Annotated in this window: 27 protein-coding genes; 15 read left to right on the top strand and 12 right to left on the bottom strand. The window is 66.0% G+C overall.

The genetic code is table 11. From position 1 onward, the window contains the following. The first annotated feature begins 650 nt into the window (after positions 1–650). Positions 651–809: a hypothetical protein gene (locus B7438_RS20605; RefSeq protein WP_179150813.1), complete on the top strand. Its 159-nt coding sequence runs from the start codon at positions 651–653 to the stop codon at positions 807–809. Between the two features lie 61 nt (positions 810–870). Here the strand turns inward: B7438_RS20605 and B7438_RS13710 are convergent, their stop codons facing one another. From B7438_RS13710 to B7438_RS13675, 8 genes are read right to left on the bottom strand one after another with little or no spacing between them, the layout of a single operon-like run. Continuing rightward, the gene (locus B7438_RS13710; protein ID WP_256922033.1) at positions 871–1302 is read right to left on the bottom strand and encodes a DUF4913 domain-containing protein; all 432 of its coding nucleotides are present in this window, start codon (positions 1300–1302) and stop codon (positions 871–873) included. Then, positions 1299–3116, bottom strand: coding sequence for a type IV secretory system conjugative DNA transfer family protein (locus tag B7438_RS13705; protein WP_085370159.1), 1818 nt, complete (start codon positions 3114–3116; stop codon positions 1299–1301). Before B7438_RS13705 ends, B7438_RS13710 begins: the two co-directional genes overlap by 4 nt. Continuing rightward, positions 3113–4843, bottom strand: a complete 1731-nt coding sequence (locus B7438_RS20870; RefSeq protein WP_085370158.1) for an ATP/GTP-binding protein — start codon at positions 4841–4843, stop codon at positions 3113–3115. The genes B7438_RS13705 and B7438_RS20870 overlap by 4 nt, the downstream gene beginning before the upstream one ends. Next, positions 4843–6345, bottom strand: coding sequence for an SCO6880 family protein (locus tag B7438_RS13695; RefSeq protein WP_179150825.1), 1503 nt, complete (start codon positions 6343–6345; stop codon positions 4843–4845). Before B7438_RS13695 ends, B7438_RS20870 begins: the two co-directional genes overlap by 1 nt. An 8-nt stretch (positions 6346–6353) precedes the next feature. After that, positions 6354–7853 carry a hypothetical protein gene (locus B7438_RS13690; RefSeq protein ID WP_143465940.1) on the bottom strand — a complete coding sequence of 500 codons (1500 nt, stop codon included), beginning with the start codon at positions 7851–7853 and terminating at the stop codon, positions 6354–6356. Positions 7854–7855: 2 nt separating this feature from the next. Continuing rightward, positions 7856–8587 carry a hypothetical protein gene (locus B7438_RS13685; protein ID WP_085370157.1) on the bottom strand — a complete coding sequence of 244 codons (732 nt, stop codon included), beginning with the start codon at positions 8585–8587 and terminating at the stop codon, positions 7856–7858. A 17-nt stretch (positions 8588–8604) separates the two neighbouring features. Then, positions 8605–8901: a hypothetical protein gene (locus B7438_RS13680; RefSeq protein ID WP_085370156.1), complete on the bottom strand. Its 297-nt coding sequence runs from the start codon at positions 8899–8901 to the stop codon at positions 8605–8607. 23 nt (positions 8902–8924) lie between these two features. Continuing rightward, entirely contained in the window at positions 8925–9353 is a 429-nt protein-coding gene (locus B7438_RS13675; protein ID WP_143465938.1) for a DUF6668 family protein, read from the bottom strand. Positions 9354–9736: 383 nt separating this feature from the next. On the opposite strand from B7438_RS13675, the gene B7438_RS13670 reads away from it, so the two are divergent. The 11 genes from B7438_RS13670 to B7438_RS13625 all read left to right on the top strand — a co-directional run bounded on the left by B7438_RS13670 (position 9737) and on the right by B7438_RS13625 (position 19868). Then, positions 9737–9961, top strand: coding sequence for a helix-turn-helix domain-containing protein (locus tag B7438_RS13670; protein ID WP_085370154.1), 225 nt, complete (start codon positions 9737–9739; stop codon positions 9959–9961). A 75-nt stretch (positions 9962–10036) separates the two neighbouring features. Continuing rightward, positions 10037–11332, top strand: a complete 1296-nt coding sequence (locus B7438_RS13665) for an ATPase (protein WP_256922032.1) — start codon at positions 10037–10039, stop codon at positions 11330–11332. Next, entirely contained in the window at positions 11329–11838 is a 510-nt protein-coding gene (locus B7438_RS13660; protein WP_085370152.1) for a hypothetical protein, read from the top strand. Before B7438_RS13665 ends, B7438_RS13660 begins: the two co-directional genes overlap by 4 nt. Before the next feature lie 4 nt (positions 11839–11842). After that, on the top strand, positions 11843–12913 hold the full coding sequence (locus tag B7438_RS13655; RefSeq protein ID WP_085370151.1) for a M23 family metallopeptidase: 1071 nt from the start codon (positions 11843–11845) through the stop codon (positions 12911–12913). Further along, positions 12913–13344 (top strand): hypothetical protein, encoded by a 432-nt coding sequence (locus B7438_RS13650; protein ID WP_085370150.1) that lies wholly within the window; start codon positions 12913–12915, stop codon positions 13342–13344. Before B7438_RS13655 ends, B7438_RS13650 begins: the two co-directional genes overlap by 1 nt. Positions 13345–13422: 78 nt before the next feature. Then, a complete protein-coding gene (locus B7438_RS20345; protein WP_143465936.1) occupies positions 13423–13656 on the top strand; it encodes a hypothetical protein in 234 nt (77 codons plus the stop codon). Between the two features lie 497 nt (positions 13657–14153). Next, positions 14154–16136: a hypothetical protein gene (locus tag B7438_RS13645; RefSeq protein ID WP_256922031.1), complete on the top strand. Its 1983-nt coding sequence runs from the start codon at positions 14154–14156 to the stop codon at positions 16134–16136. Between the two features lie 44 nt (positions 16137–16180). Further along, the gene (locus B7438_RS13640; protein WP_085370148.1) at positions 16181–16375 is read left to right on the top strand and encodes a hypothetical protein; all 195 of its coding nucleotides are present in this window, start codon (positions 16181–16183) and stop codon (positions 16373–16375) included. Between the two features lie 254 nt (positions 16376–16629). Beyond that, on the top strand, positions 16630–18027 hold the full coding sequence (locus B7438_RS13635) for a ParB/RepB/Spo0J family partition protein (protein ID WP_179150824.1): 1398 nt from the start codon (positions 16630–16632) through the stop codon (positions 18025–18027). Positions 18028–18468: 441 nt separating this feature from the next. Beyond that, positions 18469–19356, top strand: a complete 888-nt coding sequence (locus B7438_RS13630; protein WP_306293900.1) for an ArdC-like ssDNA-binding domain-containing protein — start codon at positions 18469–18471, stop codon at positions 19354–19356. Between the two features lie 56 nt (positions 19357–19412). Continuing rightward, positions 19413–19868, top strand: coding sequence for a hypothetical protein (locus B7438_RS13625; protein WP_085370145.1), 456 nt, complete (start codon positions 19413–19415; stop codon positions 19866–19868). Between the two features lie 135 nt (positions 19869–20003). Here the strand turns inward: B7438_RS13625 and B7438_RS20340 are convergent, their stop codons facing one another. Then, positions 20004–20486: a hypothetical protein gene (locus B7438_RS20340; protein ID WP_143465934.1), complete on the bottom strand. Its 483-nt coding sequence runs from the start codon at positions 20484–20486 to the stop codon at positions 20004–20006. Further along, on the bottom strand, positions 20483–21439 hold the full coding sequence (locus B7438_RS13620) for a ParA family protein (RefSeq protein ID WP_218775167.1): 957 nt from the start codon (positions 21437–21439) through the stop codon (positions 20483–20485). Before B7438_RS13620 ends, B7438_RS20340 begins: the two co-directional genes overlap by 4 nt. 557 nt (positions 21440–21996) lie before the next feature. Here B7438_RS13620 and B7438_RS13615 point away from each other — a divergent pair. Continuing rightward, complete coding sequence (locus tag B7438_RS13615) at positions 21997–22278, top strand: hypothetical protein (RefSeq protein WP_143465932.1); 282 nt, start codon at positions 21997–21999, stop codon at positions 22276–22278. Between the two features lie 69 nt (positions 22279–22347). Next, a complete protein-coding gene (locus tag B7438_RS13610) occupies positions 22348–22878 on the top strand; it encodes a hypothetical protein (RefSeq protein ID WP_085370143.1) in 531 nt (176 codons plus the stop codon). 97 nt (positions 22879–22975) lie between these two features. Here the strand turns inward: B7438_RS13610 and B7438_RS13605 are convergent, their stop codons facing one another. Both B7438_RS13605 and B7438_RS13600 read right to left on the bottom strand, forming a co-directional pair. Beyond that, a complete protein-coding gene (locus tag B7438_RS13605; protein ID WP_085370142.1) occupies positions 22976–23290 on the bottom strand; it encodes a hypothetical protein in 315 nt (104 codons plus the stop codon). Between the two features lie 4 nt (positions 23291–23294). After that, positions 23295–23564, bottom strand: a complete 270-nt coding sequence (locus tag B7438_RS13600) for a hypothetical protein (protein ID WP_143465930.1) — start codon at positions 23562–23564, stop codon at positions 23295–23297. Positions 23565–23646: 82 nt separating this feature from the next. Here B7438_RS13600 and B7438_RS13595 point away from each other — a divergent pair, with 82 nt between their 5' ends. Continuing rightward, positions 23647–24021, top strand: coding sequence for a hypothetical protein (locus B7438_RS13595; RefSeq protein WP_143465928.1), 375 nt, complete (start codon positions 23647–23649; stop codon positions 24019–24021). The last annotated feature ends 41 nt before the right edge of the window (positions 24022–24062 follow it).

The following is a 24062-nucleotide window of genomic DNA, read 5'->3' as shown; positions in this document are numbered from 1 at the left end:
CTTCAGATGCCTGAGTGGAACCCGACCGGGTCAGTGGTGCCGGCGTCGACGAATCAGCCGCATCAGCATCCTGATGAAACCATTCGGGCGATGCTCACCGTATCCGCCGTGCCGTCCGTGCTTGTAGTGATGCCCATGACATGACCGTTTTCCTGATCATAGTGAATCGCCCCGGGTGTAGTGGAGGGCGAGTTTCTCCCATCGCCGGCTGGAGTTGGGGCTTCACCTCACGGTCGTTCTCGTTCTCGATGCGCGTGAGGTATCCGATCGAGGAGTGCAACCGATTTTCGTTGAACCAATGTCACCCGGGATAGGTGGCGAGCTCAAGTTCGTCGGCGCTGCGGAACTGAAGCGCTGAGTTTTGTTGGAGGCTCCACACCATCCGGACCGCGGCCTCCTCCTCCGGCGAATACCGACCGTCGGCTTCTCAGAGCCCAAACTACCCAATAACCCTAATCCTCGTTCCCAAGGCCAGGAGCCTCCAACAAAACTCAGCGTGCTTCGCGCACCCATACTTCTCACACTTGGCTTTGGTCTCCTCGTCGGTGCAAACCGGAGGGCTCGCCTCAATCCGTGCAGCTAAGCCGACCGGCAGACAGCCTACGCGCCTGAGTCGTCAATAGCAGAGGTTCGCCTACAGACTTGTGGCGTTGCTCAAGGCCCTGAGCGGAGAAGCCGAGCCGCGCGGTGCACTGCCATTCGAGATTCCCTCAAGCATGGCCGCTGTTGAAGCCAGCCGTCCAGACGTCCCGTTCGACACGGCAACGCCACGTTATCAGTTCGGCTTCGGCCTGCGTTACATGAGCTAGTAACCGGAGGACACCAGCTGTGGGCGACCCGTCTCATTCACTGACGCAGGCGTAAACCGCGCTATTCGACAGTCCGACGCATCTCTGGGAATAGCCCCATCGGCGGTTGTTCGTACGGCAGAGGCTCGCCGCGCTTGTTTTGATCGTACGAGGCGGCAAACGGACCGTTCGAGCTGAGCAGCGCGGGCATGTGGTGGTCGGCGTGATCGCGCCACCAGACGCTCATCCCAGTAGCGGGGTCGAGTCGTAGGTGTTCCCAGGCGCGCCAGAGCGCGTCGAGCCGGCTGAGGGCTTCGGGGTATTCCCACCACCGGGCGGCCCATTTCATGCCTCCCTGAGCGCCCACAGGACGCCGATAAACCTTGATCAGGTACTCGCGCACGAACTCATCGACGGACCCGTAAAACAGGTCCGCCTCGGGGGTCTCGCCAGCGTCGACGGCCGTGCCCTGCTCGTCGAACTCATCGTCGCGCATGTCGTCTTCGTAGCTCACAGCCGGTCCTCTCGTGACGTGGCCGCGTCGAGCCACGCTTGTGCGACCGACCCATCAGACGGGCTCACAGTGGCGCCAGGAGCCACAGAGGGCGCATTGGCGGGGTCATGGGCGGCGATCGACGCCCGAATGGCGTCGGCCTGGTCGCCGCGCCTCCATGGCACGGTCTCGACGAGAGTGGCGGGGGCGCCGGAAGCGAACACGACTGCGCGGCCGCGCGGAAGCGCGGCCAGGTCGGCAACATCCATCGTGCGCTCACGACGAATCGAGTTCGACGTCGAGCGTCCGCCGCGGCCGACGCTGACCGAGGCGGTGCGCTTGTCGCGGTCACCGATCAGCTGCGACATTTCGGACAGGAACTCGGTCTCGGACACGCCACCGCCGTAGACCTTCACATTCGAGGCCGACCACAGCTTGCGCATACCGTTGCGGCCCCACACTTCCACGCCCTGAGACCAGGACTGCAGGATGGTCATCAGGACGATGCCGCGCGACCCGTAGTGCGAGTACAGATCCGGCAGGGCCTCCCACCGGCAGACGTTCGCGGCCTCATCGAGGACCCCGAGCATTGGGGTCGCCAGGCGGCCGCCCGCTTGCGTGGTGGCCAGCTGCTCCGCGGCCTCGATCGTTGCCGCGGTGAGCGCCGTGACGAGAGGGCCCGCAGTGCCCTTACCCTCCTTGGAGAGACTGTAGAGAGTGTCCGAGCTGCGCACGAACACGTGCGGGTCAAAATGCGGCCGCCGGTCGCCGCCGACGTTGCCACCGGTCGGGGTGACCCAGGCGGCGATCTTCCGACCCTTCAAGCAGGAAGCCATCTGCTGAGCCGTGCCGAACACACCGGAGCGCTGATCGGGCGCGGCGAACACGTAGCCGGCGACCGCATCGGCCACCTGGTCGTACCCGTGGTCGCGGAGAATGTCGATCGCCTTCTCGTCGCTAGGCCGGGTGGTCCAGGTGAACACCTGAGTGATCGGCAGATTGTCCAGCGCGGCCGCCAGCAGCAGCCCGGCGAGGAGATCCTGCCCGGCCGGGTCGAAGTACGCATCCGCGCGCGCGTCACCCGCGCGTGAGCCAGAGGCGAAGTGGTTGGCTAGCTTCGCCGCCTGTTCCTCGTCGGTGACGTAGGACAGCGGGTTCCACCACCACGACGGCGCTTCCAGAGCGATCCCCTGAGGATCGAACGCCCAGACCGTGCCCTTCTGGGCTCGCACGTCGCGGGTCGCGTCGAGCACGTCGCGCTTGTTCGAGGTGACGATGACAGCGCCCGGCGCGCTGAGGATCGCGGGGATCGCCCGCGAGGTCGTCTTACCGGTTCGCGGCCCCCAGACGTCGACGTGCATGTCTTCCGGGGAGCCGTAGAGCCACTGGCGCCCGGCGACGGTGATGCCGATCGGCACGCCGAGCCATCCGGATACACCGAGCCGCTGCGCGGTGCTCTTGGCACCCTTGGTGGAGAGCGCGGCCAGGTCGCGGCCGCGGCCCATGTGACCGGCAGCGTGGTCGACGCGGGACCGGCGCCGACCACGCTTCACGAGTGCGACCACGACCAGGATCGCGAGGGCAACGACAATCGCCGCGGCGACGATCAGGATCCAGGTGGCAGACGGCGGCCACACGTAGGTGCCCTTCAACGTGCCGAAGAACACCGTGAACGGGTTCAACGGCAGGCCCGGGTTCACCCCGTCAAGCTTGGAGCCGAGAGTGACGGCGACCCACAGGCCGCCGACGAGCACAACGACGATGCCGATGAACACCCAAACTAGAGCACCGTCGCCAGCAGCGGACGGTTCCTTGATGCGGTTGGTGGGGCTCATGCCAGAACCTCGGCGCGGCCAACCGTGCCGGTGCGGGACACAGCGTGCCACAGCTTGTTCGTGTCGTTGATGTGCAGCTCGGCGTCCGTGAGCTCCACGGTCAGCGGGATCCCGGGGCGACCGCCGACCTTGATCAGGAACTTGCCGCGGCCGGGAGGGTCGGCCTCCTGACCGGTGATCGGGTCCCACGCGGGCGGGTCCTGCCAGCCCTGCAGCATCTCTTGTTCGGCGCGGGACATGCTGATGGCGCTGTTCAGCAGCGGCATCTCCTTGGAGGGAAGGCCGCCGCAGATGACCATGCCGGAGCGCTCGACGAAGCCAGCCGCTTTCATCCGGTCCTCTTCGGTGGGCAGCGACATGAGGTCGCTCATCGTGTGGGAAATCATCGTCATGCCGACGCCGCGCTGCCGGTTCAGCCGAGTCAGCGCGTCCACCCGGTCGACCATGCCGCGGCCGGCGCGCAGCGCGCGCCACAGCTCGTCGAGGATCACGAAGTAGTGCCGACGCGGTTCGAGGCCGGCATCCGCCAGAGCGTTCGACACGTTGACGGTGCCGAACCCGGCCGACCAGCACGCGAGCAGGACGGCAGCCTGCAGGTCCGTCTCGGAATCGTCGATGGTGGAGACGTCGTAGACCACTGGCCGGTCGCGGCGCATCGGTGTGGTGGTCTGCCGTGAGAACAGCTCGCCCAGTCGGCCTCCGGTGGTGAGGCCGATGAGTGACGCTTCCAGATTTTCGGTGATCGCGTCGTAGCGGGCGCGGTCGCCGCGATCCAGCGCAACGGCGCGCAGCTCGGGCGGCGCCTCACGGATCAGGTCCAGCAGATCCTTCAACACCGGCACGCCGTCGTGCTGGTCGTCGAGCAGCTTCAACGCCCGGTCGACGATGGTCTCCTCCCGGTCGGTCGGAGGCGACTTACGCATGATCGTCAGAAGCGCCGACACCATCGTGAGCCGGCGGCCGTGCGCATCCTGCAGGACCTCCGCGGCCAGCTCGTCGTCGCGCTTCGCCCGCTCGGTGCGAGTGGTGACCGAACCGACGAGCGCAGCGATCCGCTCCCGGATCAGCTGTGCCCGTTCGGGATCCTCCGGTACCTCGAGCGCGTGCAACTGCACAAGCTCCGCTTCCTCCGCAGCAGCGGACTCACGCTCGGCGTGGGCGGCGTCGCGGAGCAGCTGCGCCGCTTCCTTTGCTTCGCCCGGGTCGAGGATGTTTAGGAACCCGCGGCCGCGGCCGAGACGGATCACCTGACCGCCGAGGGCTTCGATCAGATCCACGTAGTCCGGCTTCAAGTCACCCAGCACGAGCGGCTGGACACCGTACCCGGCAAGTCCCGTCGCCATCCGTCGGACGATGGTCGACTTCCCCAAGCCAGGCTTGCCGAGTACGAAGGCGGACGGGTTGGAGATCAGATTCGCCCGCTGGAACCACGAAATCGGGTCGCAGCAGACGGTCCCTCGATTGACCAGGTGCCGCCCAAGCGGCACACCGATCATCGGCGCACCCGTGCCCACACCGAACGGCCACAGGCCGCACACCTGAACGGTGGTGCCGCGCCACTCCGGGGCGGCGGAGAGCACCATCATCTCGCCGCGGCCGCGTCCCGGGTATCCACGCGCCGGGACACGCCTCGGGGTCGCGGTGGTCGTGGCAGGTGCCGCCGCTTGCGCGGCCGCACGCTCGGCCGGGCTGCCCGAACGGGAGAGCTTCTTGAACCAGGTAGCCATCAGAGTGCCCCCCGCAGCTCGGCAGGCAGTTTCAGGTGCTTAGGCACAACGATCCCCAGCGGGAGCGCCGCAGCAAACGCGGAGTCCTGAGCGCCGGTCACGACGCGCAGCCGAAGACGGGCCGTGGCCGACAGGTTCTCGATCGCCGCTTTGGCGTCGGCGGCGCGGGTCGGGTCGGTCACCGTGGCGGTGACGACCATGCCGAAGTTCACCAAGCCAGCGCCGTTCGCCTCTTCTTCCGCGGTTGCCATTGCGGCGCGGGTACCCACGACGTCGCGGGCGGTAGGTCGGTCGCTGGAGGTCATGTTGAAGCTCGCCGCGCGAAGGTCGGACTGGACGATCGCCGCGGCACGCGCAACGTCGATCGGCCGATACAACCAGGTCACGCGCTTGCGCGCGATATCCCGATGCGGGGCCAAGAACCGGGTGAGGATGTTCGCCTGCACGATGCCGCGCGGAGCCTCCGTCATCTGCCAGGTCACCGACACCGCCGAGTCGTGCCGGTAGCTGTCCCAATTCGCCTGAGCGCCAGACGGACCGACGTCCGACCAGCGCAGCTCGAACGGCTCGCCCGACTGGTGCGCGTCGTCGATCAGCTCCGCAATCTCCGGGTCATACGCGATCCGAATCACTTCACACAGCTGCTGCGCGCCCAGCGGACGCGCAGCACCGGCACCGGTAGCAGAAAGCGCCTGAGTCAGACCCGGGAGCCGTGCCGCGAGTTCACGGCCCATCTCATCGGCATCGCGACGTCGACCATTCGCGCGCGTGGCTGCTGCGAACGTAATCGACACGTACGCGCGCACCGTGGCCGACCCCGACGGGTAGCTAGCCACAACCTCGCGGAGCATCGCCTGAGCGAACGCCGGCGCCTCCGGGTCGATATTCAGATTGACCTCACCACGCAGACGCCGCCCGGTGTCGGGCGCGGTCTCGATGGTGAGAGCGGCCGCGACGATGCCGGCCTCATCGCCCAGGTTCGCCAGCCAGTGACCCCAGTCAGCTACCCAGCTGTCGATCTGCTCCTGATCAACCAGAGCGGCACCATCCGGTTCCGTGCCGATCACGACGGTGTAGTCACCGGCCGAGGGAACGTAGACCATCGCGAACGGCCGCCCGTAGGAGTCCGTGTACTCGCTGAGCCGGGACTGTGCCGCCAGCCCCGGCAGCTGGGCGGTGCCCCAGTCGGTCCGGCCGAGAGGGCCAGAGCGGTAGAGGTTCGAGCCCGACGAGCGGGCGCGCATCCAGTTCAGTCGGTTCGTGGTGCGGGTGAGCGCGCTCTGGCCGTGCTTGTCCTTCACCGCGACGGTGAGCAGGAAGCCGGCCATGATCGCGAACACGATCACGCCGTTGATGAGGCCGCCGAACATGACGGTAATGACCGTCGCGACCAGACCCGCCAGAAGCACGATCGTTCCGACCATCCCCAGCCCCAGGAGGCCGGGCGTCGTCGGCCGACGCCAGTTCCCATACGTACGGACCTGCGCTTGCGTGTTCGTCATGCTCGCTCCTAGTTACTTCCCGACGCGCCGTCACCGGCCGCGTCTGCCGCAGCGGTGCGCACAGCACCGACCGCCTTCTGTCCGGCCTCGAGGCCCTTCTGCGCAGCCATAACGCCGACGCCCACGGGACCGGCCGCCGCAGCACCGGCACCAGCCCCAGCGCCAGCGGCCTTACCCGCGGTCGCAGCCGTCCCAGTGGACGCCGTACCGGTCGGTGCGGGCGCGGGCTTTGTGGCAGGCGTATTGGACGCGCCTGTCGCCTTCGGATTCGGGGTAGAACCGCCCCCGCCTCCGGAGCCTCCGCCCGTATTGGCTTTGCGGATCGCCCCGGTGGCCAGCTCAGCGGCTCCTGCTCCCGCTCCTGCGGCGAGGGCCATGCCCGCGCCACCGCCCCCGCCGACCTGCGACACCATCGGCGCAACGAACCGCATCAGCGCCGGAAGGGCAACAAGCGCCATCGCCATCAGCGCGAGGCCAGTGAGGATCTTGATCAGCCCAGAGCCGTCATCCTTGAAAAGGTCCGCTCCGGTCAGCTTGAACGCGGCGGCGTAGACGATCGCCGCAGCGGGCTTGTAGAGAATGAACGCGATCAGCCAGCCGGAGCACTTCTTGAACCAGGACCGACCCGTCTCCGTGTTCGTGAACGCGGCGGAAATGGGGAAGATCCCGGCCAGGAGCACCAGCATTCCCCCGCGGATCACCATCAAGATCACCTGGATATACGCGAAGAAGGTCGCGATGATCCCAACGATGAGCAGGGCAATGAGGCCGATCCCGCTCGTCGAAGCGATGCCGATCATGGCGGTGATGTTCTGCCCGAAGTCCTTGCCGGTTGCTCCGTCCAGAATCCAGGTCGAGAAGCCATCAGCGGCCGCGACGGCGAGACCGATGCCGGTCAGACCGGCAGCCGAGACCACGACCAGAGTAAAGAGCGACTGCAGCAGGTCCTTACCGGCCTGAGCCCGCTGCGTCCAAGCCATCCGAGCGCCGGCGATGATCACCGAGAGCACCGCAAGGCCGCCCGTGTACCACCACAGGGAGTCTTGGATGTAGCCGACCGCATCCGAGGCGTTCGAGGATCCCATGCCGGGGAGCAGTGCCCCGACGATCGCGGAGGCTCCCGAAATGAGAATGACCGCGCCGATGATGACACCTAGACGGCCGAGATGCCGCTCACCGTCGCCGCGGCGACGGTTGACCGCCAGTAGTGCGCCCCCTGCGATCAGCGAAAGAACACAGATCGCGAGCGAGATCCACACCGACCACTGCAGGATCGTCAAGAACCCCGACGCACCTGCAGCGCCCTCCGCAGAGTGATTCGCCGCGGTCGATCTTCCCCCGGTGAGGTTCGGCGTCGGCACGAGAACCCAAATCGATCCGAGAGCAGCGAAGGCCTTCCCAACGCCTTCCACGACGTTGTTGACCAGCTGCTGCAGGCTGTCGTTCGTCGCTTTCGAGACGATCGCCCCTCCGGCACAGACCAGATCAAGCGGTGCACATCCGGCCATCGTTACGCTCCAGACCAGGGCGTGTAGCCGCCGAGACTCTGCAAGGCCGCGGGCGGGATCGGCAGATTCCCGCTGTTGTCAGTGACTAGCTTCCAGTCGCCCTCAACCCACGTCAGCTTCAGTACGAGGCTCACCATTTGACCCGTCGAATAATTGAGCGCCAGGTCGACCGTTGCGTTCTTTCCGTCGTACGAGTCGACCTTGAATCCGGCAACTTGTGCGCGGTATCCCGCCGAGTCTGAGCTCTGGGTGCTCTGAGCCTTTGCAGCCTCGCGACCGGGGCCGGGCGCGATAAGGCTCGGTAGCTTTGTTCGAGTCGTGGCGTCACTGCCCAGGGCAATGAAGTTCGCCGCAGAATAAAGCGCTCCGGTAGCCGTGTGGGCATAGCAGCTGCGGAAGCCGTCTGACTCGATTTTTCCGGGACCCGCGCCCTTTGGATCGGTCGGAGCGGCGATGGTTCCGACAAGCTCCCAGTTCGACTTGGGAGCGTCGTCCAGCGACGACTTGGCCTCAAATCCCTTCAGCCCGCAAACGCTTGGGTCGGCATCCGCGGCCGCGGAATGAGTGGGTGTGCTCGAGGACGTCGGTCCGGCGGTCGGCTTCGCCTGGCCACCAAGCACAGAGCTGACCACCAGGACGACTGCGCACAGCAGCACAACCGCGACAATGACCGCTGCGAGGATGAATCGGCGGCTGGTGAACGGGTTCGCGTCGTTGGGCTGGTTGTCGGACATGCGTCTGTTCCCTTCGTTCAGCTGACGAGGAAGCCGACGAGGCTTGCGGCCCCGGCGATGACGATCACGCCGGCCATGGCCATGCCGAGCGCTCCGAGGTGCGCTCCGCCCTCACCGCGGCGGCTCTCGATCGCGAGCTTCGCGCCGATGATCATCAGACCGATGATCACGACGCCGAGGGCGAGCCACTTCACCCAGCCCATGACGGCGATGAACTTCTCCGATCCAGGAGGGGCCGAGCCGTTCCCGGGGTCGGGAACGTCCAGCGGAACAAAGGAATTCACGGTGTCGAGAACGGTGTGCAGATGGTGCATGGTGCTTCCTTTCGGTCAGGCCGTTAGGCGCTGGTCGTGTTGGCCAGGTCGCTCACCGAGGCGATGAGCGTCCGAACGTCTTTTGGTGCGTGCTCGAGGTCGGGCGTCTCCCCGAGCCTCCAAGCCTCGATCCAGGGCACGTGCCAGGCGTGGGGCACTCCCCCGGAGACCAGGTGCGCCAATTCGCGCAGAGGCTTCGGGAGCTTGCCGGGCGCGTCGGCCACGATCACCAGCCCCAAGAGGTTGACGGAGGGGAGCGCGCCGGAGGCCCACTCGATCGCTGCCCGCTGCGCCGCGGCTAGGCCCGCTGCGTTCGACCGGGCAACGAGGACGACGTTCGTTGTCGCTCCGTCGTGCCCGATAGGCCAGGCATGCCCGGTAGTACGGGATCCGGCGACCAGGTTCGCCAGTGTGGTCTCCCCCGCACCACCGTGAACACCCAGCCACCACAACGGCGCGGGACGATTGACGTCCCTCCGTGGAAGCCGGTCGGCGTGGTCGGGCGCGGGAACGCCCGGCTGAGGAGCGGCCGGGCGTGGGAGCTCGCGGCGAGCCCGGAGGGGTGGCGGTGCCTGCTGCGGTACGGCCGGTCCTGCTAGCCACGGGTGTTGAGAGTCCGTCACCGAAATCCCCCTTCTCGGAGTCGACTATCTTGTCTACCGCCAAGTATCACCCGAACGGGGGGCGACTATCGACATACTGTCAACATGGTTACTTCAGCCCCCGGAAGGAAGCTTACTCCGAATGAATGCAAATAGAGCTAAACAATGGCAAACAGTGGCATCTAACTTAAACAATGGCATCATTACACAGCATGGAATGGTTTGCGGTTGACATGGGCGCACTCGACGATCTCTTCGAGGGTCTCCCGACGACCCTCAGCGTGAGCGAGGCCGCGAAGGTGTTCAACGTGAGTGAGCACATCATTCGCGCAGCGATCGGCTCTGCCGACCCCGACGAAAAGCTCCCAGCCCTAAATCTTGGTCGCGGGTACACGATCCTTACCGCCGACTTCAAGAAATGGGCGTTGCGGCGCTACACCGGCCACAGCGACAACTAGGAAGGCAGCGACATGGCTCAGCAGGAAACCTCTCACCCCACCATCCGGGCGATCGTGAACCCGGATGCAACCGGGGTGCTGGTGATCGAGGGGACTCACCACGAGGTCGCCGGCCACAACGACACCCACGTCCGCGAACAGATCCTCACCCAAGTCACCGGCCGAGCGCGCATGTACGGCCGTCCGGTGATGCTCATCACGCAAGACGCGATGGGGCAAGGGCAGCTGATCGTGTCCCCGGACGGCAGCGTCGAGGCGGTCGGAGAATTCATCCCTGCTGAGCCAGCACCGATCGCAGAAGAAGCCGTGCAGCGGGTGGAGGTGTCGTCGGCCTACGACGTCGAGCGTGTACCTCCGCCCCCTGCCGTGAACCCGACGCCGCCGACTGCAGCGGAGCCGGCCACGGTGCCACAGCAGGCGGCCCCGCCGCAGGCGACGATCAGCGAACGGCGCGCAGCGCGCGCCTCCTTCCTCGAGAAGGAAGCACCGGAGCAGCCCGCCACGCAAGGATGGCGCGGCGTGCTCGCTCGCGTCGGCGTCCAGGTCGCGCCTTCCGAGTCGGTGCTGGCCGAACGCCGCGACGTCCACGCAGTGAGCCAGCACTGGCCCGGCCCGCGGACGATCGCGATTGTGAACGGCAAGGGCGGGGCGAACAAGACCCCGACGACGGCACTCCTGTCGGCCGTGTTCGCCCGCTACGGCGGTTCAGGCGTGCTCGCCTGGGACAACAACGAGACTCGCGGCACGCTGGGATGGCGCACCGAGCAAGGCCCGCACGAGGCCACCGTGCACAACCTCCTGCCCGAGACCGAGCGGCTGCTCTCCCCCGCCGCCCAGTCCTCCGACCTGGCACACTTCGTGCACCACCAGACCGGCGACAAGTACGACGTGCTGCGCTCGAACCCGCAGGCTCTCTCCGCTGACCAGCGGATCAGCCGCGTCGAGTTCGACGCGCTGCACCAGGTCGCCAGCAAATACTTCCGGCTGATCTTCATCGATTCTGGCAACGACGAGTCCGCCGAGCGGTGGCAGCAGATGATCGATCGCAGTGACCAGCTCGTGATCGCCACCACGGCGCTCGGAGAGCACGCGGAGGCCGGCGCTCTCCTGCTCGATGGCCTCGCCCAGCGCGATGAACGCTCCGCAGCTCTGGCCGATAACGCCGTGGTGATCGTTTCCCAGTCGGAAAAGAGCGCCGACAAGGGCGACGCGCAGCAGATCGCCAACGGATTCGCGTCGATCGCGCGCCGCGTGGTCACCATCCCGTTCGACGAGGCGCTGCACAGCGGGAAGATCCGCTATGACGCGCTGAACCCCATCACGCGGCGCGCGTGGCTCGCCGCGGCCGCCGCGGTGGCGGAGGGCCTGTGAAGCGCACCATCGGAGTTGCCGGTGTCGCCCTCGCCGCGCTCGTGCTGACCGGCTGCGCCCCGCAAATGTCGCCGGTCTCAACACCCGTCGCGACCTTCCCGGACGGGACCACCAAAACCCCGCGCTCCACCCCGACTGACGGACTCGACGATGGGCCGAGCGCTCCGACGCCGCCCGCAGCTGACTCGACCAGCCAGGCGGCGGCCGTGAAGCTCGCGGAGAAGTTCATGACGGCCTTCGCGCGCCCGCAGCTGGACGCCACGTCGTGGATGAACGCCCTGTACCCGATGCTCACGCAGCAGGGCGCGGCCGCCTACGAGGGCACCGACCCATCGAACGTCCCGGTCCACCGCGTCACCGGCAGCGGGACCGTCGTAGACGGGGCAACCGACTACGCCCTGGTCGTGACCGTGCCGACCGATATCGGCACTTACGCCGTCTCGCTCACCCGGAAGGCTCCGTCCGACCCTTGGCTCGTCGACCGAATCACGCCACCGGGGAGGTAGACACATGCAGCAAGGCGGCAAGGGGGTGCTCGCGTTACTGCTCGTCCCCGTCCTCTTCGTCGGACTCCTGTTCGGCTTCATCCTGCTCCTCGGCGGCAGCAACGCCGCCGCAGCCGCGTGCGGCCCGGCCGGCGCCGGCGTCAAGGTCGACGAGAACACCGTGCCCACCGCAGCCGTGGCCGGCTACGGGCACGACCAGCTCGTGAACGCCGCCTACATCATGAACGCCGCCGAAGCGCTCGGACTCAGCGCCCAAGCACAGCAGATCGGTGTCATGACCGCGATGGGCGAATCCGGCCTCCGAGTGCTCAACTACGGCGACCAGGCCGGCCCCGACTCCCGCGGCCTGTTCCAGCAGCGCGACAGCTGGGGCAGCCTCGCAGACCGGATGGACCCCTTCAAGTCCGCGACCCTCTTCTTCGAGCGATTGAAGAACGTCCCCAACTGGGAGACACTCGAGCCCACGCTCGCCGCCCACAAGGTGCAGGTCAACGCCGACCCGTACTACTACGCCAAATACTGGGACGCGGCCGGGCAGGTCACCGCCGCCCTCAGCGGCGTCACCGCCTCCCCGTCTACCGGATGCGGCAGCGGTGCCCTAGGAATGCCGCTCGATACGCCGTTCAACATGACCGACAAGTTCGGCCCGCGCAGCTCGCCCACCGAAGGAGCAAGCAGCTACCACCCGGCCGACGACCTCCAGAACTGGCCGAACCCGTGCGGCAAGCCCATCTACGCCATCCAGCCCGGCACCGTCGTTCTCTCCGACCGGCTCTACCTCTCGATCAAGAGCCCCGACGGCTACACGATCTCCTACCTGCACAGCCACCAATCCGACCGACTCGTGAAGGTCGGAGACACGGTGCAGACCGGCGAGAAGATCTCCCTCGTTGGCGACGAGGCACCGGCCACCGGATGCCACCTCGACCTCCGCATCAACGTCGTCGGCAACATCAACCCGCAAGTAGCGACGCTCCCCCTCGACCCCGCCGTGCCCGGCTGGGTCGACCCCGAGAAGTTCTACGAACTCTTCGGCATGACCCTCTGCAACGACACCTGCCACAGGAACTACTGATGCCGACCTTCATTCCCGCCCAACCCCGTCTGAGCGCCATCGTGCGCGCCGACGCATCCGGCGAACTCACCATCAGCGGAACCTCCCGTCCGCTGATCGCAGCCGACCCTGCACGGCTACGCGCCGGCATCATCGCCCGCTGCGCAGCGATCGGGCGCCAGGTCGGCCGCCCAGTAAGGCTGACCGTCGTCGACGTCGACGGCACCTACCAGCTCGGCATCCACCCCGACGCCTTCGTGCAGATCCTCAACCCGGACGGCACCGTCGACGACGCTCCCGAGAGCGCACAGCGCATCATCGGAGACTCTCCCTGCCGGCACTGCAGCAAGCCGCAGTCCCTCCGCAACAACTACTGCACCTTCTGCGGCGTCAAGTCTCCACACGACGTCGAAGCAGGCCCTGCATCGCTGCGGGAGCGCAACTACCAATGACCCGACATGTCAACTTCGGATCGCGCCATACCGGCGCGCCTCACTGTTTCAGTTACAGAAACTGGATTGAATCGGCACATGAACAAGCGCACTGCTACCGGCGGTCGTCCAAGCAAGGGACAGCGCAAGGCTCTTATGTCCCGAGTTGCAGTCCCCGTCGGCGAAAAGATCGAAGAGCAGGCCGCCGCGGCCGGCTATCAGTACGTCGGAGATTACATCGCGTCGATCCTTGCCCGCGAAGCGGGCATGCCGGAGCTGGCGCCTGTTCAAGCCGATCGAACGCGACTGGAGCTGCCTATCCCAGCCGCTTAAATCAAATGGCCCGCCACCTAGGTGACGGGCCGAAGCTTGATGCCGCTCATCTGACTAGTTTGGCGACCGGGACGATGAGGGGCTGTTTGAAAGATCCGGGACAAGCCCGGGGCTTTGTTTTACCTAGAACCGGGAAGAACTAGGAGTGACGACATGGTAACCCCTCATGCCTCGACGGCGACACATTGTGGTGTCACTTCGGCGTGTCGGCACCTGTCGCTCGCGCCCCTTTCCGGGCTCTCCTCCACGGTCGCCCCCAGACTCCCTCTGTCATCCCGCAGAGGTTCACGGCCGCGCAACCAGCGCGCCTATCTCCTCAGGAGCCGCCCCATAGCAACCGGTTAAACAAAGGTGGCCCGCCATCGAGATGGCGGGCCAAAGCCGATGCCTTTGCGTCTGAGAACTTTGGCCAGGGACCAGACGCAAGGTGATGTTCAGAAGACCCGGAAGGACCGGGGGATTTGTTACGCCCAGATCCAGGACCTGGAGGTGAGACCATGATAGGCACAAATAGTCCCAAATACGACGATTTGGCCGGCTTCAACGTGCGCCAGTCTGCTGGCGATGTTGATGCAGCTTGGGAGCTGACCCGCCGAATCAGCCCGCGCGATCGCGTGCGCGTGATGAAGCGAGACGCCTACGGCCGCCTCGACGAGAACAGCTATCCCAGCTTCTACCGCGTCGGACCGAGCGCACCCGCAACGCCGTGGTGCATCCGCCTGGCCGACGATGCTGGCCTGTTCCGGCTGCTCTGTTTCGACTTCGACGGCAAGGACAAGCACGGCGTCGACGCCGAGCTCATGGAGCGCGCCGTGGACGAAGCCGACGCCCTCGCCGTTATCCTCGACGAACTCTCCATCGCCTATGTGCTGTGTCAGTCCTCCGGCACCGGGGGCCGCCACATCTGGATCGCCGTACCGGGCGGCGCTCCGGCCGGCGTCGTGGCGTCACTCGCCCGCGCCGCCCGCGCGAACTATCGCACCCTCGACCACGGCATGCTCCTGAACGTGCGCGAGGGCGCCGCCCGGCCGCCGCTTTCACCCCACCGCGACGGCTCCTCGTCGACCATCATCCGAGGCAGCCTCGACGCGCTCACGGCCAGCAGGATCGTTCCTGACGAACTGGTCGGCCTCGCAGCGGTCCTCGACGAGCGGAAACCCGCTCTGAGAGCCGCTGAGAGCGCACCATCCGGCCCCGTCGACCGCTCACACCGCGCGCACCGACAGCTCACCGCCGCCGGCGCCGCCCACATGGCCACGATCGACGGCGGCAGCAACCCGTCCTGGACCGGGTTCATGTGCCTCCTGGCAGCCGCTAACGCCGGGTGGTCCCTGGCCGACGTCGAACACGCCGCCAAGACCGCCCCCGGGATGGAGCACTACCGCACCAAGAACACCGGCCGCGGCACGCGCCGGCGCCGCTCCCCCGGTGAGGCACGCGAACGGCTCGAACGGCAATGGGCCAAGGCGCAGCAGTACGCGGCCGTACAACGGCCGCTCCCGGCCGCACGCGAGCCCCGCGACCTGACAGAGCTCGACGCCATCGTGCGCGACGTCGACGACCTCCTGACGCGATTCCGCGTCGCCCCCGGACGCTGGGGACGGACAGAAGCCGCGCTCTCCGAGCGCTCCATCCTGACCGCCCTGGCCTACCTCACCCTGCAGACCGGAAAACGGGTTGTAGCGGCCTCCATCCGTGACCTCGCCCTGATGGTCGGGCTCGGCCGCACCACGGCCGCAGACGCCCTCCAGCGGCTCGCACGCGACGGATACGTGCAGAAGGTCACCACCACCGACGGCGGCAACGCCGCCGAATGGCGCTTGACCCTCACACTTTCCACAACCTCCGGCACAGTCCGGTCACAACCTCTAGATAACCCCCGCCCCCCGGCTGATCTCTTCAACGCTCGCGCTGTGCAAGTAGCCCAGCTCGAGGACGAACTAACAGACAGCCGACACGACCTCTTCACCCGCGCCGGCCTCGGTCATCTCGCCGGAAAGCTCTACGCCGCCCTCCGTCAACACCCGGCACTCACCATTGAGACCGCATCACGCATCCTCGGTACTGGCACCCGCCACACCACGAGGATCCTCAGCCGTCTCCGCCGTCATCGCCTCATCGTCAAACACCGGGAAGGATGGGCGAGAGCCAAGCGAGATCTCCGAGACCAGGCAGCTCGCATGCTTGGTCTCGACGGAACGCTTCTCGATCGAGCCGAACGATATCGAGCCGAACGCGAAGTATGGGCATGGTGGCAAGCCGAGCTGACCACCATGAATGCCTCCCCCAGGATGCGTCCAAAACGCCGAAATGCATCGAGCCGGCCACTGTTCGAGGCCGACGCGCCAGGCGAGAGGATCTGGCCTCGCTACCCGCGATCCGCTGACCGTCGAGCTGACCACCGAAGCGCCCGAGAACTCGTCACAGTCGGCGCCCTCAGCCCCGAAAGCCGCTGGCAATACCTCGGAGACGCCGCCTAGCGCCGATCGCGAATTGCCCGAGCCGGCGTGGCTATGGTGGACGCGTGGATACAAAGGCTTTCGGTGCTCTCGGGGCGTGTGTTGCCGTTCTCGCTGTCGTCCTCTGCAGCTTGGCGGTCGCCATGAAATTGCCGACGCCCGTCGAGGTCGGCATGATCGCAGGAGCCTTACTGCTGTTGGTGTCTGCCGGTGGGCTGATCGGTGCCGGTATCGCCGCGCAGAAGAAGTCTGCGCGCTAGATCCATTCGTCCGGCATGCCCGGCCGGCGGGAGCGTGACGAGCTCAATTCGAGCCGCTGCGCGGCACTGTTCTTGCTGCGCTTTTTCGTCTGTCTGGCCGTTCATCGTAGTTCGCTCCGCGCCTACGTTCCGGGCTTTCGCGGCATATCCTCGCTGCGCTCCGGTATTCCACGACCCGGTACTGCGGCGCTCCCGCTCTCTATCGATTTCTCTCGCCAGACAGGCAAAAAAATCAGTTGATCGGGAGAGAGACCGTGAACACCACTACCGCAAGCCAGGGAACCATCGAGCACATCGACCCCAACGCGATCATCATCGAAGCCAACGTGCGCCCCAGCGCCCCGCTGACCAAGGAGTTCGTGGCCAGCATCCGCGAGAACGGCGTTCTGACGCCGGTTCTTGCCAGGCGCGACGCCCAGGGCAACATCCTGGTCCGGGCAGGCCAGCGCCGCACTGTGGCCGCGCGTGAGGCCGGACTGGACAGCATCCCCGCCTACATCGTTGAGGCGGACGAGGCCACCGTGGAGCGCATCGTGCAGCAGATGGTCGAGAACGACCAGCGCGAAGCCCTCACAGACGGCGACCGGGCTGCAGCGTTCCAGCAGCTCGCCTTCGAAGGACTCAGCGCGACGGCGATCGCCAAGCGCACCGGGACCAAGCAGGCCGTGGTCAAGAACGGGCTGGCCGTCGCAGAGAACGCCGTCGCCGCATCCGCGATCCAGGAACACCAGCTCACCCTCGACCAGGCCGCAACCCTGATCGAGTTTGAGGACGACGAGGCCACTCGCGCCGAGCTGATCAAGATCGCAATCGACGACCCCGGCCAGTTCGCCCACGCGGCCCAGCGTGCTCGCGACGACCGCGCCCGGGGACAGGTCAAGGCGCAGGCCGAGGACGAACTGCGCGGCCGCGGCTACGAAATCCTCGACCACGACCGCGGGTACTACGACACCGACTACATCAACATCCGCGAGCTGACCACCGCCGAAGGCGAGCGGGTCACCCCGGATCACATCGAGAACGCCGAAGGCCGTGCTGTCTTCGTCCGCGTCTACTTCGATGGCGAACCGAACGTCAGCTACTTCCTCAGCGACCCGAAGGCCGCAGGCTTCAATAGGGCCAGCAGCCAGGGATCCACCAGCGGCCCAATGTCCGACGAGCAGAAAGCCGAACGGCGCACGCTGATCGCCAACAACAAGGCGTGGGCATCCGTGGAAACTGTGCGCCGCGAATGGCTCACGGAGCTCCTGACCCGCAAGTCGCTGCCGAAGGACGCCGCGAAGGTGATCGCCCAGGGCCTCACAACCCACCGCCGCGACGTGGGGGCCGCTGCCGCATCGGGAAACGAGCTGGCCCACCTGCTGCTCGGCATCGAGCGCGGAGGCTACTACGACGACAAGCTCGCCGCTCACGTCGAGCAGTCCCCCACCAAGGCGCAGCATGTCAGCCTCGCCGTGGTGCTCGGCGGCATCGAATCCGCAACCAGCAAGAACACATGGCGATACCCCGAAGCGACCAAAGCCGCGTACCTTTCCCAGCTCGCCGCCTGGGGATACGCTCTCTCAGAAGTCGAGCAGATCGTCATCGACCACGCAGGGACGAATAACGCGCCCCTCGCTGACAGCGAGGACGACCCTGACCTCGACGGCTAGTGAGTGAACGAGCGGCGGGTGTCCCCCACACCCGCCGCTCACACGGCCCGGGTCGCTCCCCCGGCTGCTGCCCGGGGCCGCTCCCTCCCGGCCCGGCACGGAGGCCGGCCCTGCACCTGAAGTGATATCACTCTGGTATCGGACTGAAAGTGATGTGGGGCAGCGCCCGAGGGGCACAAAATTGCGCGGCGACGCAGCCGCCGCCCTGACTGGTCGCAGCGGAGCCGCTACGCGGCACTCCTCTATTTGGACGTCTTTTGTGACCTTTCCGGCTGGTCATCGTAGTTCGCTCCGCGCCTGCGCCCCGGGCTTTCGCGGCATATCCTCGCTCGCTGCGCTCGCCTGCGGTATTCCACGACCCGGGGCTCCGGCACTCCCGCTCTCTATCGATTTCTCTCGCCGGAAGGCACAAAAAACAGTTGTCCACGCAGGGAGAGAATCGTGACCAAGACCCGTCGACCCGGCAAGACCAGTGAAGAGAAGAAGGCTCAGGCAGAAGCCCTACACAACTCGATCAGCGACCAGGTGAAGCAGCTGCGCGACTCCGACCAGTGGCGGGCGTTCCTCGACTTCGCGAAAGCGTTCCATGCCTATTCGCTGAACAACCTCCTGCTGATCCTCTCCCAGATGCCCGAGGCATCCCAGGTCGCAGGCTTCCGGAAATGGCAGTCGCTCGGCCGCCAGGTGCGCAAGGGCGAGAAGGCTATCCGGATCTTCGGCTACAGCACGAAGAAGATCACCGCGGAGGACGAGAACGGCGACGAGGTAGAAATGCGGGTCGCCCGCTTCCCCATCCTCTCCGTGTTCGATATCGGACAGACCGACCTGGTGGACGGCGCCCAGGACGCGGGAACCCTCACGGCACAGCTCACCGGAGGGGATGATTTCGGCATCGTCGACGCCCTTTCCGCCTACCTCGTCGAGGAAGGTTGGACCGTCGAGCTCCGACCGATCCAGGGCCCCAGGAACGGCTACACCGACCCTGAGGAAATGGTCGTCGTTGTCCACGCCGACCTCAGCCCCGAGCACATGGCTAAGACCCTGATTCACGAGACCGCGCACGTCATCCTGGGCCACACCGAGGACTTGGCCGAGTACGTCGAGCACCGCGGACTGATGGAGACCGAGGCCGAGAGCGTCGCCTACGTCGTCGCCGGCCTGATCGGATTCGACACCAGCGCCTACAGCGTCGGTTACATCGCCGGATGGTCGGGCGCGGATACCGACCTGATCAAGTCCACCGCTGCCCGCGTCCTCCGCGCCGCTCACCAAATCGCCGGAATCCTCGACCCCGCCGATGAGGGCGACGACACCGAAGACGCCGCCTGACACCTGGGAGGGCCGCTCTCGAGCGGCCCTCCCCCACCAACCCAGAAGGAAACCCCATGATCATCACGTACGAGCGGCCCGCCGCTCTCAACTCACAGCAGCTCGACCCCGCCGCGCCCGACGCGGGCCTCAGCCCCACCGGCCAGCAATGCGGAAACACCACCTACGACGTCGGCGGCCTCGAATGGCACTGCACGCGCGCTCCGCACCCGGGAGACGACGAGCACCGCGCCGCATTCGAGCGCAACGGTGAGGGCCCCGAGGGTGCAGTCGGATTCGCGTGGACCTACCAATACGCCGACGACGAGCCGAGCGACGGAATCGACCACGCCGCGCCGACACATTCCCTCACCGTCACACTGCGCTATCCCGAGCGAGCGGGACGGGGCATCGATACCGAAAGTGTCGCGGCCAGCATGATCCGCGCCGCCCTGGATCACTTCTGGGAAGGCGACCACGACGACGTGACAGCCACCACAACCTCCAGCCGAATGGTGCGCCGCCGGTCGTGAGGGAGCCGGCGCCCCTCACACTCCCCCGCACCCGCACCCGCACCCGCAGTCGGCGCGGAGGCTAACCCGACAGGATCCTCTTCGCCGGTCTTTTCGAGCGAGCCGCCGGCTGAACTTCGTCGCTGCCTGAAGGTGCTACGCCAACGGCCGGCCGGCAGGCAGGTTTTTGCCTGAATCCTCGAAACGCTCACCCGCGTTGTACTCCGACTCACGGCGATTCACTTCAGACTCCAGCGCTCGCACGAGGAATGCTGACCATGTGCGATCGCCTGCCTGGAATGCGGTCGCGCGGAAGGCGGCTTTAGCTCGTCGACTCAACTCATCAGGAACATAGAACGAGATCCGGGCCGTATCCTTCGAGCTCGCCTGAGCAGCCGCCTCTAAGGATGTTGACGTGCGGCCTTGAGCGCTATGACGGGTGGCACGAGGACGGGATTTCGAGCTGCTCACTCCCGAATCCGAGCTCCCCTCCTGCCCTTTGGTCGTTTGCTTCGACACCTCGACCGCGGGCTCGTCCACCGCGGGCTGTTCGCGATTCTTCCGCTGGAGCAGGCTGAGATCCAACTGACGTCGAGGAGTAAGGCCCTCAATTCGGCGTGGGCTGTCAACGTCGCTCATGCGGACTGCGCCTCCTCCTGTTCGGCCGCGGTGATCCGCGAAACGATCTCTTGGCTCAAGTTGAAGTAGTCGTCAGCGACTGAGCCTGCTGTGCGCGGTGCGAGCTGCGACGCTGTCGCTTCGCCGCGAAGCACCTGGTACCACTTCGGTGCCCGCTTGACACTCTCATCGAGTTCATAGACCAGAAGTCCGCGCTCGCGCGTTGCCTGGGCGACGGCCTCAGAATGACGAATCGTGCTGCTGAAAAGAACGTCAGGATCGCTGTTGAAGAGGTTGCTCACATGGGTGCGGGCCTCAGCCTGAATCGCTGTGGCGCCCTTACCCGTGGCAACAAGCACAACCCCAAGGAGATCAATGCTGGGGTTCAACGTCAGAACGCCCTCAAGGCGAGCGGCGACACCAGCCATACCCTTCCGGCTAGACGCATCCGACTTGATCGGCACCAGCGCGTACCGCGCGGCCGCAACGGCAGCGGACTGGAGCGTCTCATCCCCTGGCGGACAGTCCAACAAGATGATGTCGTAGTTCGGCGCGATAGGAGCCAAGAGGCGAGCCAGTGAGAGCTTTGCACCATCGGGGTCTTTGCTCGCTTTTACCCCGAGAACCGCGACTGCCTCGTCCAGGCGAGGTCCCCCGACAAGCACATCAAGGTTCTGCCTGACGGCGGTCACGGGACCAACCTGCTCGCCAAGCATGAGCGCTCGAGCGAACGACTCCCCCTCATCGTCGGTTTCCTGGCCCGTGTATCCCAGGTCTTCGGCCAAGTTCCCCTGAGGGTCAAGATCGACAAGAAGCACACGGAAGCCGCTGGAAGCCAGATAGCCGGCGACGTTCGCAGAGATCGACGTTTTCAATACGCCACCTTTGCTGTTGATTACTGCGATGGTGCGGTTAAGCGCAGCGCGCTCGTTGGCGCTTAGAGGTCCTGCAGGCATCTTCACTCTCCCGTTCACATGACAAGTCTCGGGCAAAATAGCTCCATTGGCGGCAATGACACGCCTGGAGCCAATAGAACGATTGGCTCCAATAGCACTAATAGAGCGGATGGCCCTAATGGTGCGATTGCCACTATTAGAAGCATTGGCGCTAATGGCGGCAATAGTGCTATTTATGCACTGTATGCGATCCGTGCCTTGGCGGGGCGGCCCCATGCCGAAGACGTCACCCGGGCACTGCGGTGTAGGCCGCGTCGCGGATCCGTTTTGCATATAGTGACCGTTCGGGGGACTGTATGCACGGGGGAGCGGTCTACAGCGGGGCGCGACGGCACGGAGGCCGCCCGCCGACGGAGCCGCTGCGCGGCGCTGAAAGTGCTCTGTTTTCTTTGACCTTTCCGGCCGATCATCGTAGCTCGCTCCGCGCCTGCCGTTCCGGGCTTTCGCGGCATATCCTCACTCGCTGCGCTCCCTCCGGTATTCCACGACCCGGCACTCTCGGTGCTCCCGCTCACTATCGATTTCTCTCGCCGGAAGGCAAAGAAAAACGGTTGGTTGAGAGAGAGAAGAGGACGATGAGCACACTCATCACGGACACCGATGACGTCACCCGGTTCTGTGGGGTCTTTTCCGACGTGACCCTCGCACACGACGTCGCCACGATGCTGGGATGCCGAGAGGCCGAAGCGCTGGCCGGGATCCTCCGGGCGTTGGGAGAGCCTGCAGCAGCCGATATGTGGCTGGACGCACACGCACACGGTGACGAGCCGGGGGACCAGCACTACCAGGCTGCACCCGAGCCCTGCATCGTCCCGATCGACCCGATGGAGGACCTTCAATGCGACTCCTGCCAGTGACGGCAGACAAGACGCAGGGACGCACGCGTTGCGTGCGCCCCCTTCGATGTGCCTGAGCGGGGCATCCCCATGACCGCGTTCACGCCGGCAGAAATCATCGCCGGAGGTATCCAGGACACACGCGAGAGCTTCGCGAACCTGTACGTCGAGCTGCACGAGCTCCGCCAAGAAGCGGCGTACTACTACCACCGCGCCTTCGTCGACGACGGGCCCGAACCACAGCAGGAGGGTGTGATGGACTTCCATCCCGCACCACCGGAGTTCGGTGGCAAGGATCTCGAACGGCCAGCACGGCGAGTCCGAATGGACCGCCTCACCCAGAAGGGCCTTGCGCTGTACGTGCACGGCGTTCGCGCTGCACTGCGGGAACGAGACGAGCTCCTGCGCCAGATTGAAGACGCCGAGCACGACATGGAGCGCATGCTGATCGCGATGGACGGCACAATCGTCCACATTGTCGACCGCCACCTGCACTACATGGCCGTGCTCGAGCACCGCACGAAGAACGAACACCAGCCGGCGTCGCTCGCCCCATGGGACGTGCCGATCCGGCAACCCGGCACCGGCGACTACCTGCCGCCGCTGCAGGACCGCGAATAGGGGCAATCGACGCCGACTCTCCCGACGCCACGTCCCACAAGAACCAAGCCCCGGCCGCTCTCTCTCCCGGCCGGGGCTTTCTTGTCTCCCAGGTGGGTCACTTCCGGTGAACGAAGTTCCCCGCTACCCAGACATAGACGGGAGTGCGAGCGCCTTCGGGGACGTAACGGATCAGCACCAGCCCGCCAGTGGTCCAGGCGATCGCTTCCGCGTCGACGAGCTGCACATCGGTGTAGGCAACTTGGACCGGCACGTGAGCCTTGACCGGGACCGGCTGGGGTTCGTCTCGCCGGCGGCCGCTCGCGCGCACCATCTCGTCTGGAAGGCTGATTGGCCGCGGCTGCCGCTCCGCGGCCTTGGCAATCTCCGCCAGCGGCGCCGAATAGACGTCGTGGCGTTTGTTCGTGCCCACGAGTTCAGGCCGGGTCGACGTCAACCAGGATCCAGCCGGCGCCCTGGCGCTGCAGCTGGAACAGGCGCACGTCCGCGGGATCCCGCTCGCTCCGACCGATCACGGACCAGCCGACCAGGCGCTCCGCGGGGTGAGTGAGCGCGTCGTGGTCAACCCTCGAGCGGATAGTTTCAGCGCTGACAGCTCGGTACCGGTGGCCGGCCCACACCAGGCGGACCGGGGCTCCCTGCTCCATCCAGAGGTGAACAATGTCTGCCGCGGGCGCGATGCTCATGACCAGAACCTCCAGATGCTCGGTGTCACCCCATTGCATCATAATTCGAAGATATGTTCGAATGTTGTGGGAGGTTGGAAACGTGAAAACGCTGCACGCGGGGGAGAAGGTCTGGCTTGTCCTCGACGACGCTGTGAACCGTATCGAGTTCCAGATCGAGTACGCGCCGGCAACCCGCTCCGCCACCCACGAGACGCTGATGATGTACCGCGTCGACCACTGGGTTCTCAAGCGCAGCGACCGGTGGCCGCTGGGCTACTACGACGAGCTGCGTAAGGCGCTCGATGCGTGTGCGCTGGCGCTTGGCATGCCTAACTTCCTCGCGCCTGCGACGGCCCCGGATGGCACGATCATCACTCCTGAAGAGCAGCGCGAACGATGGCGGGCCGGTCTCGACCCGCGAACCGGCCGCAGCCGTAGTGCAATGGTCGCCGATACCGCCCGCGGGGCGGGTTAACCAGTTGACTTGGGAGAGTCGTCGGCGGTTGTCATTGGGAT

Source organism: Leifsonia sp. NCR5 (assembly GCF_002105485.1).
Lineage (GTDB): Bacteria > Actinomycetota > Actinomycetes > Actinomycetales > Microbacteriaceae > Leifsonia.
Note: the sequence above shows the minus strand (reverse complement) of the source record. Positions and strands in the feature narration are given on the sequence as shown.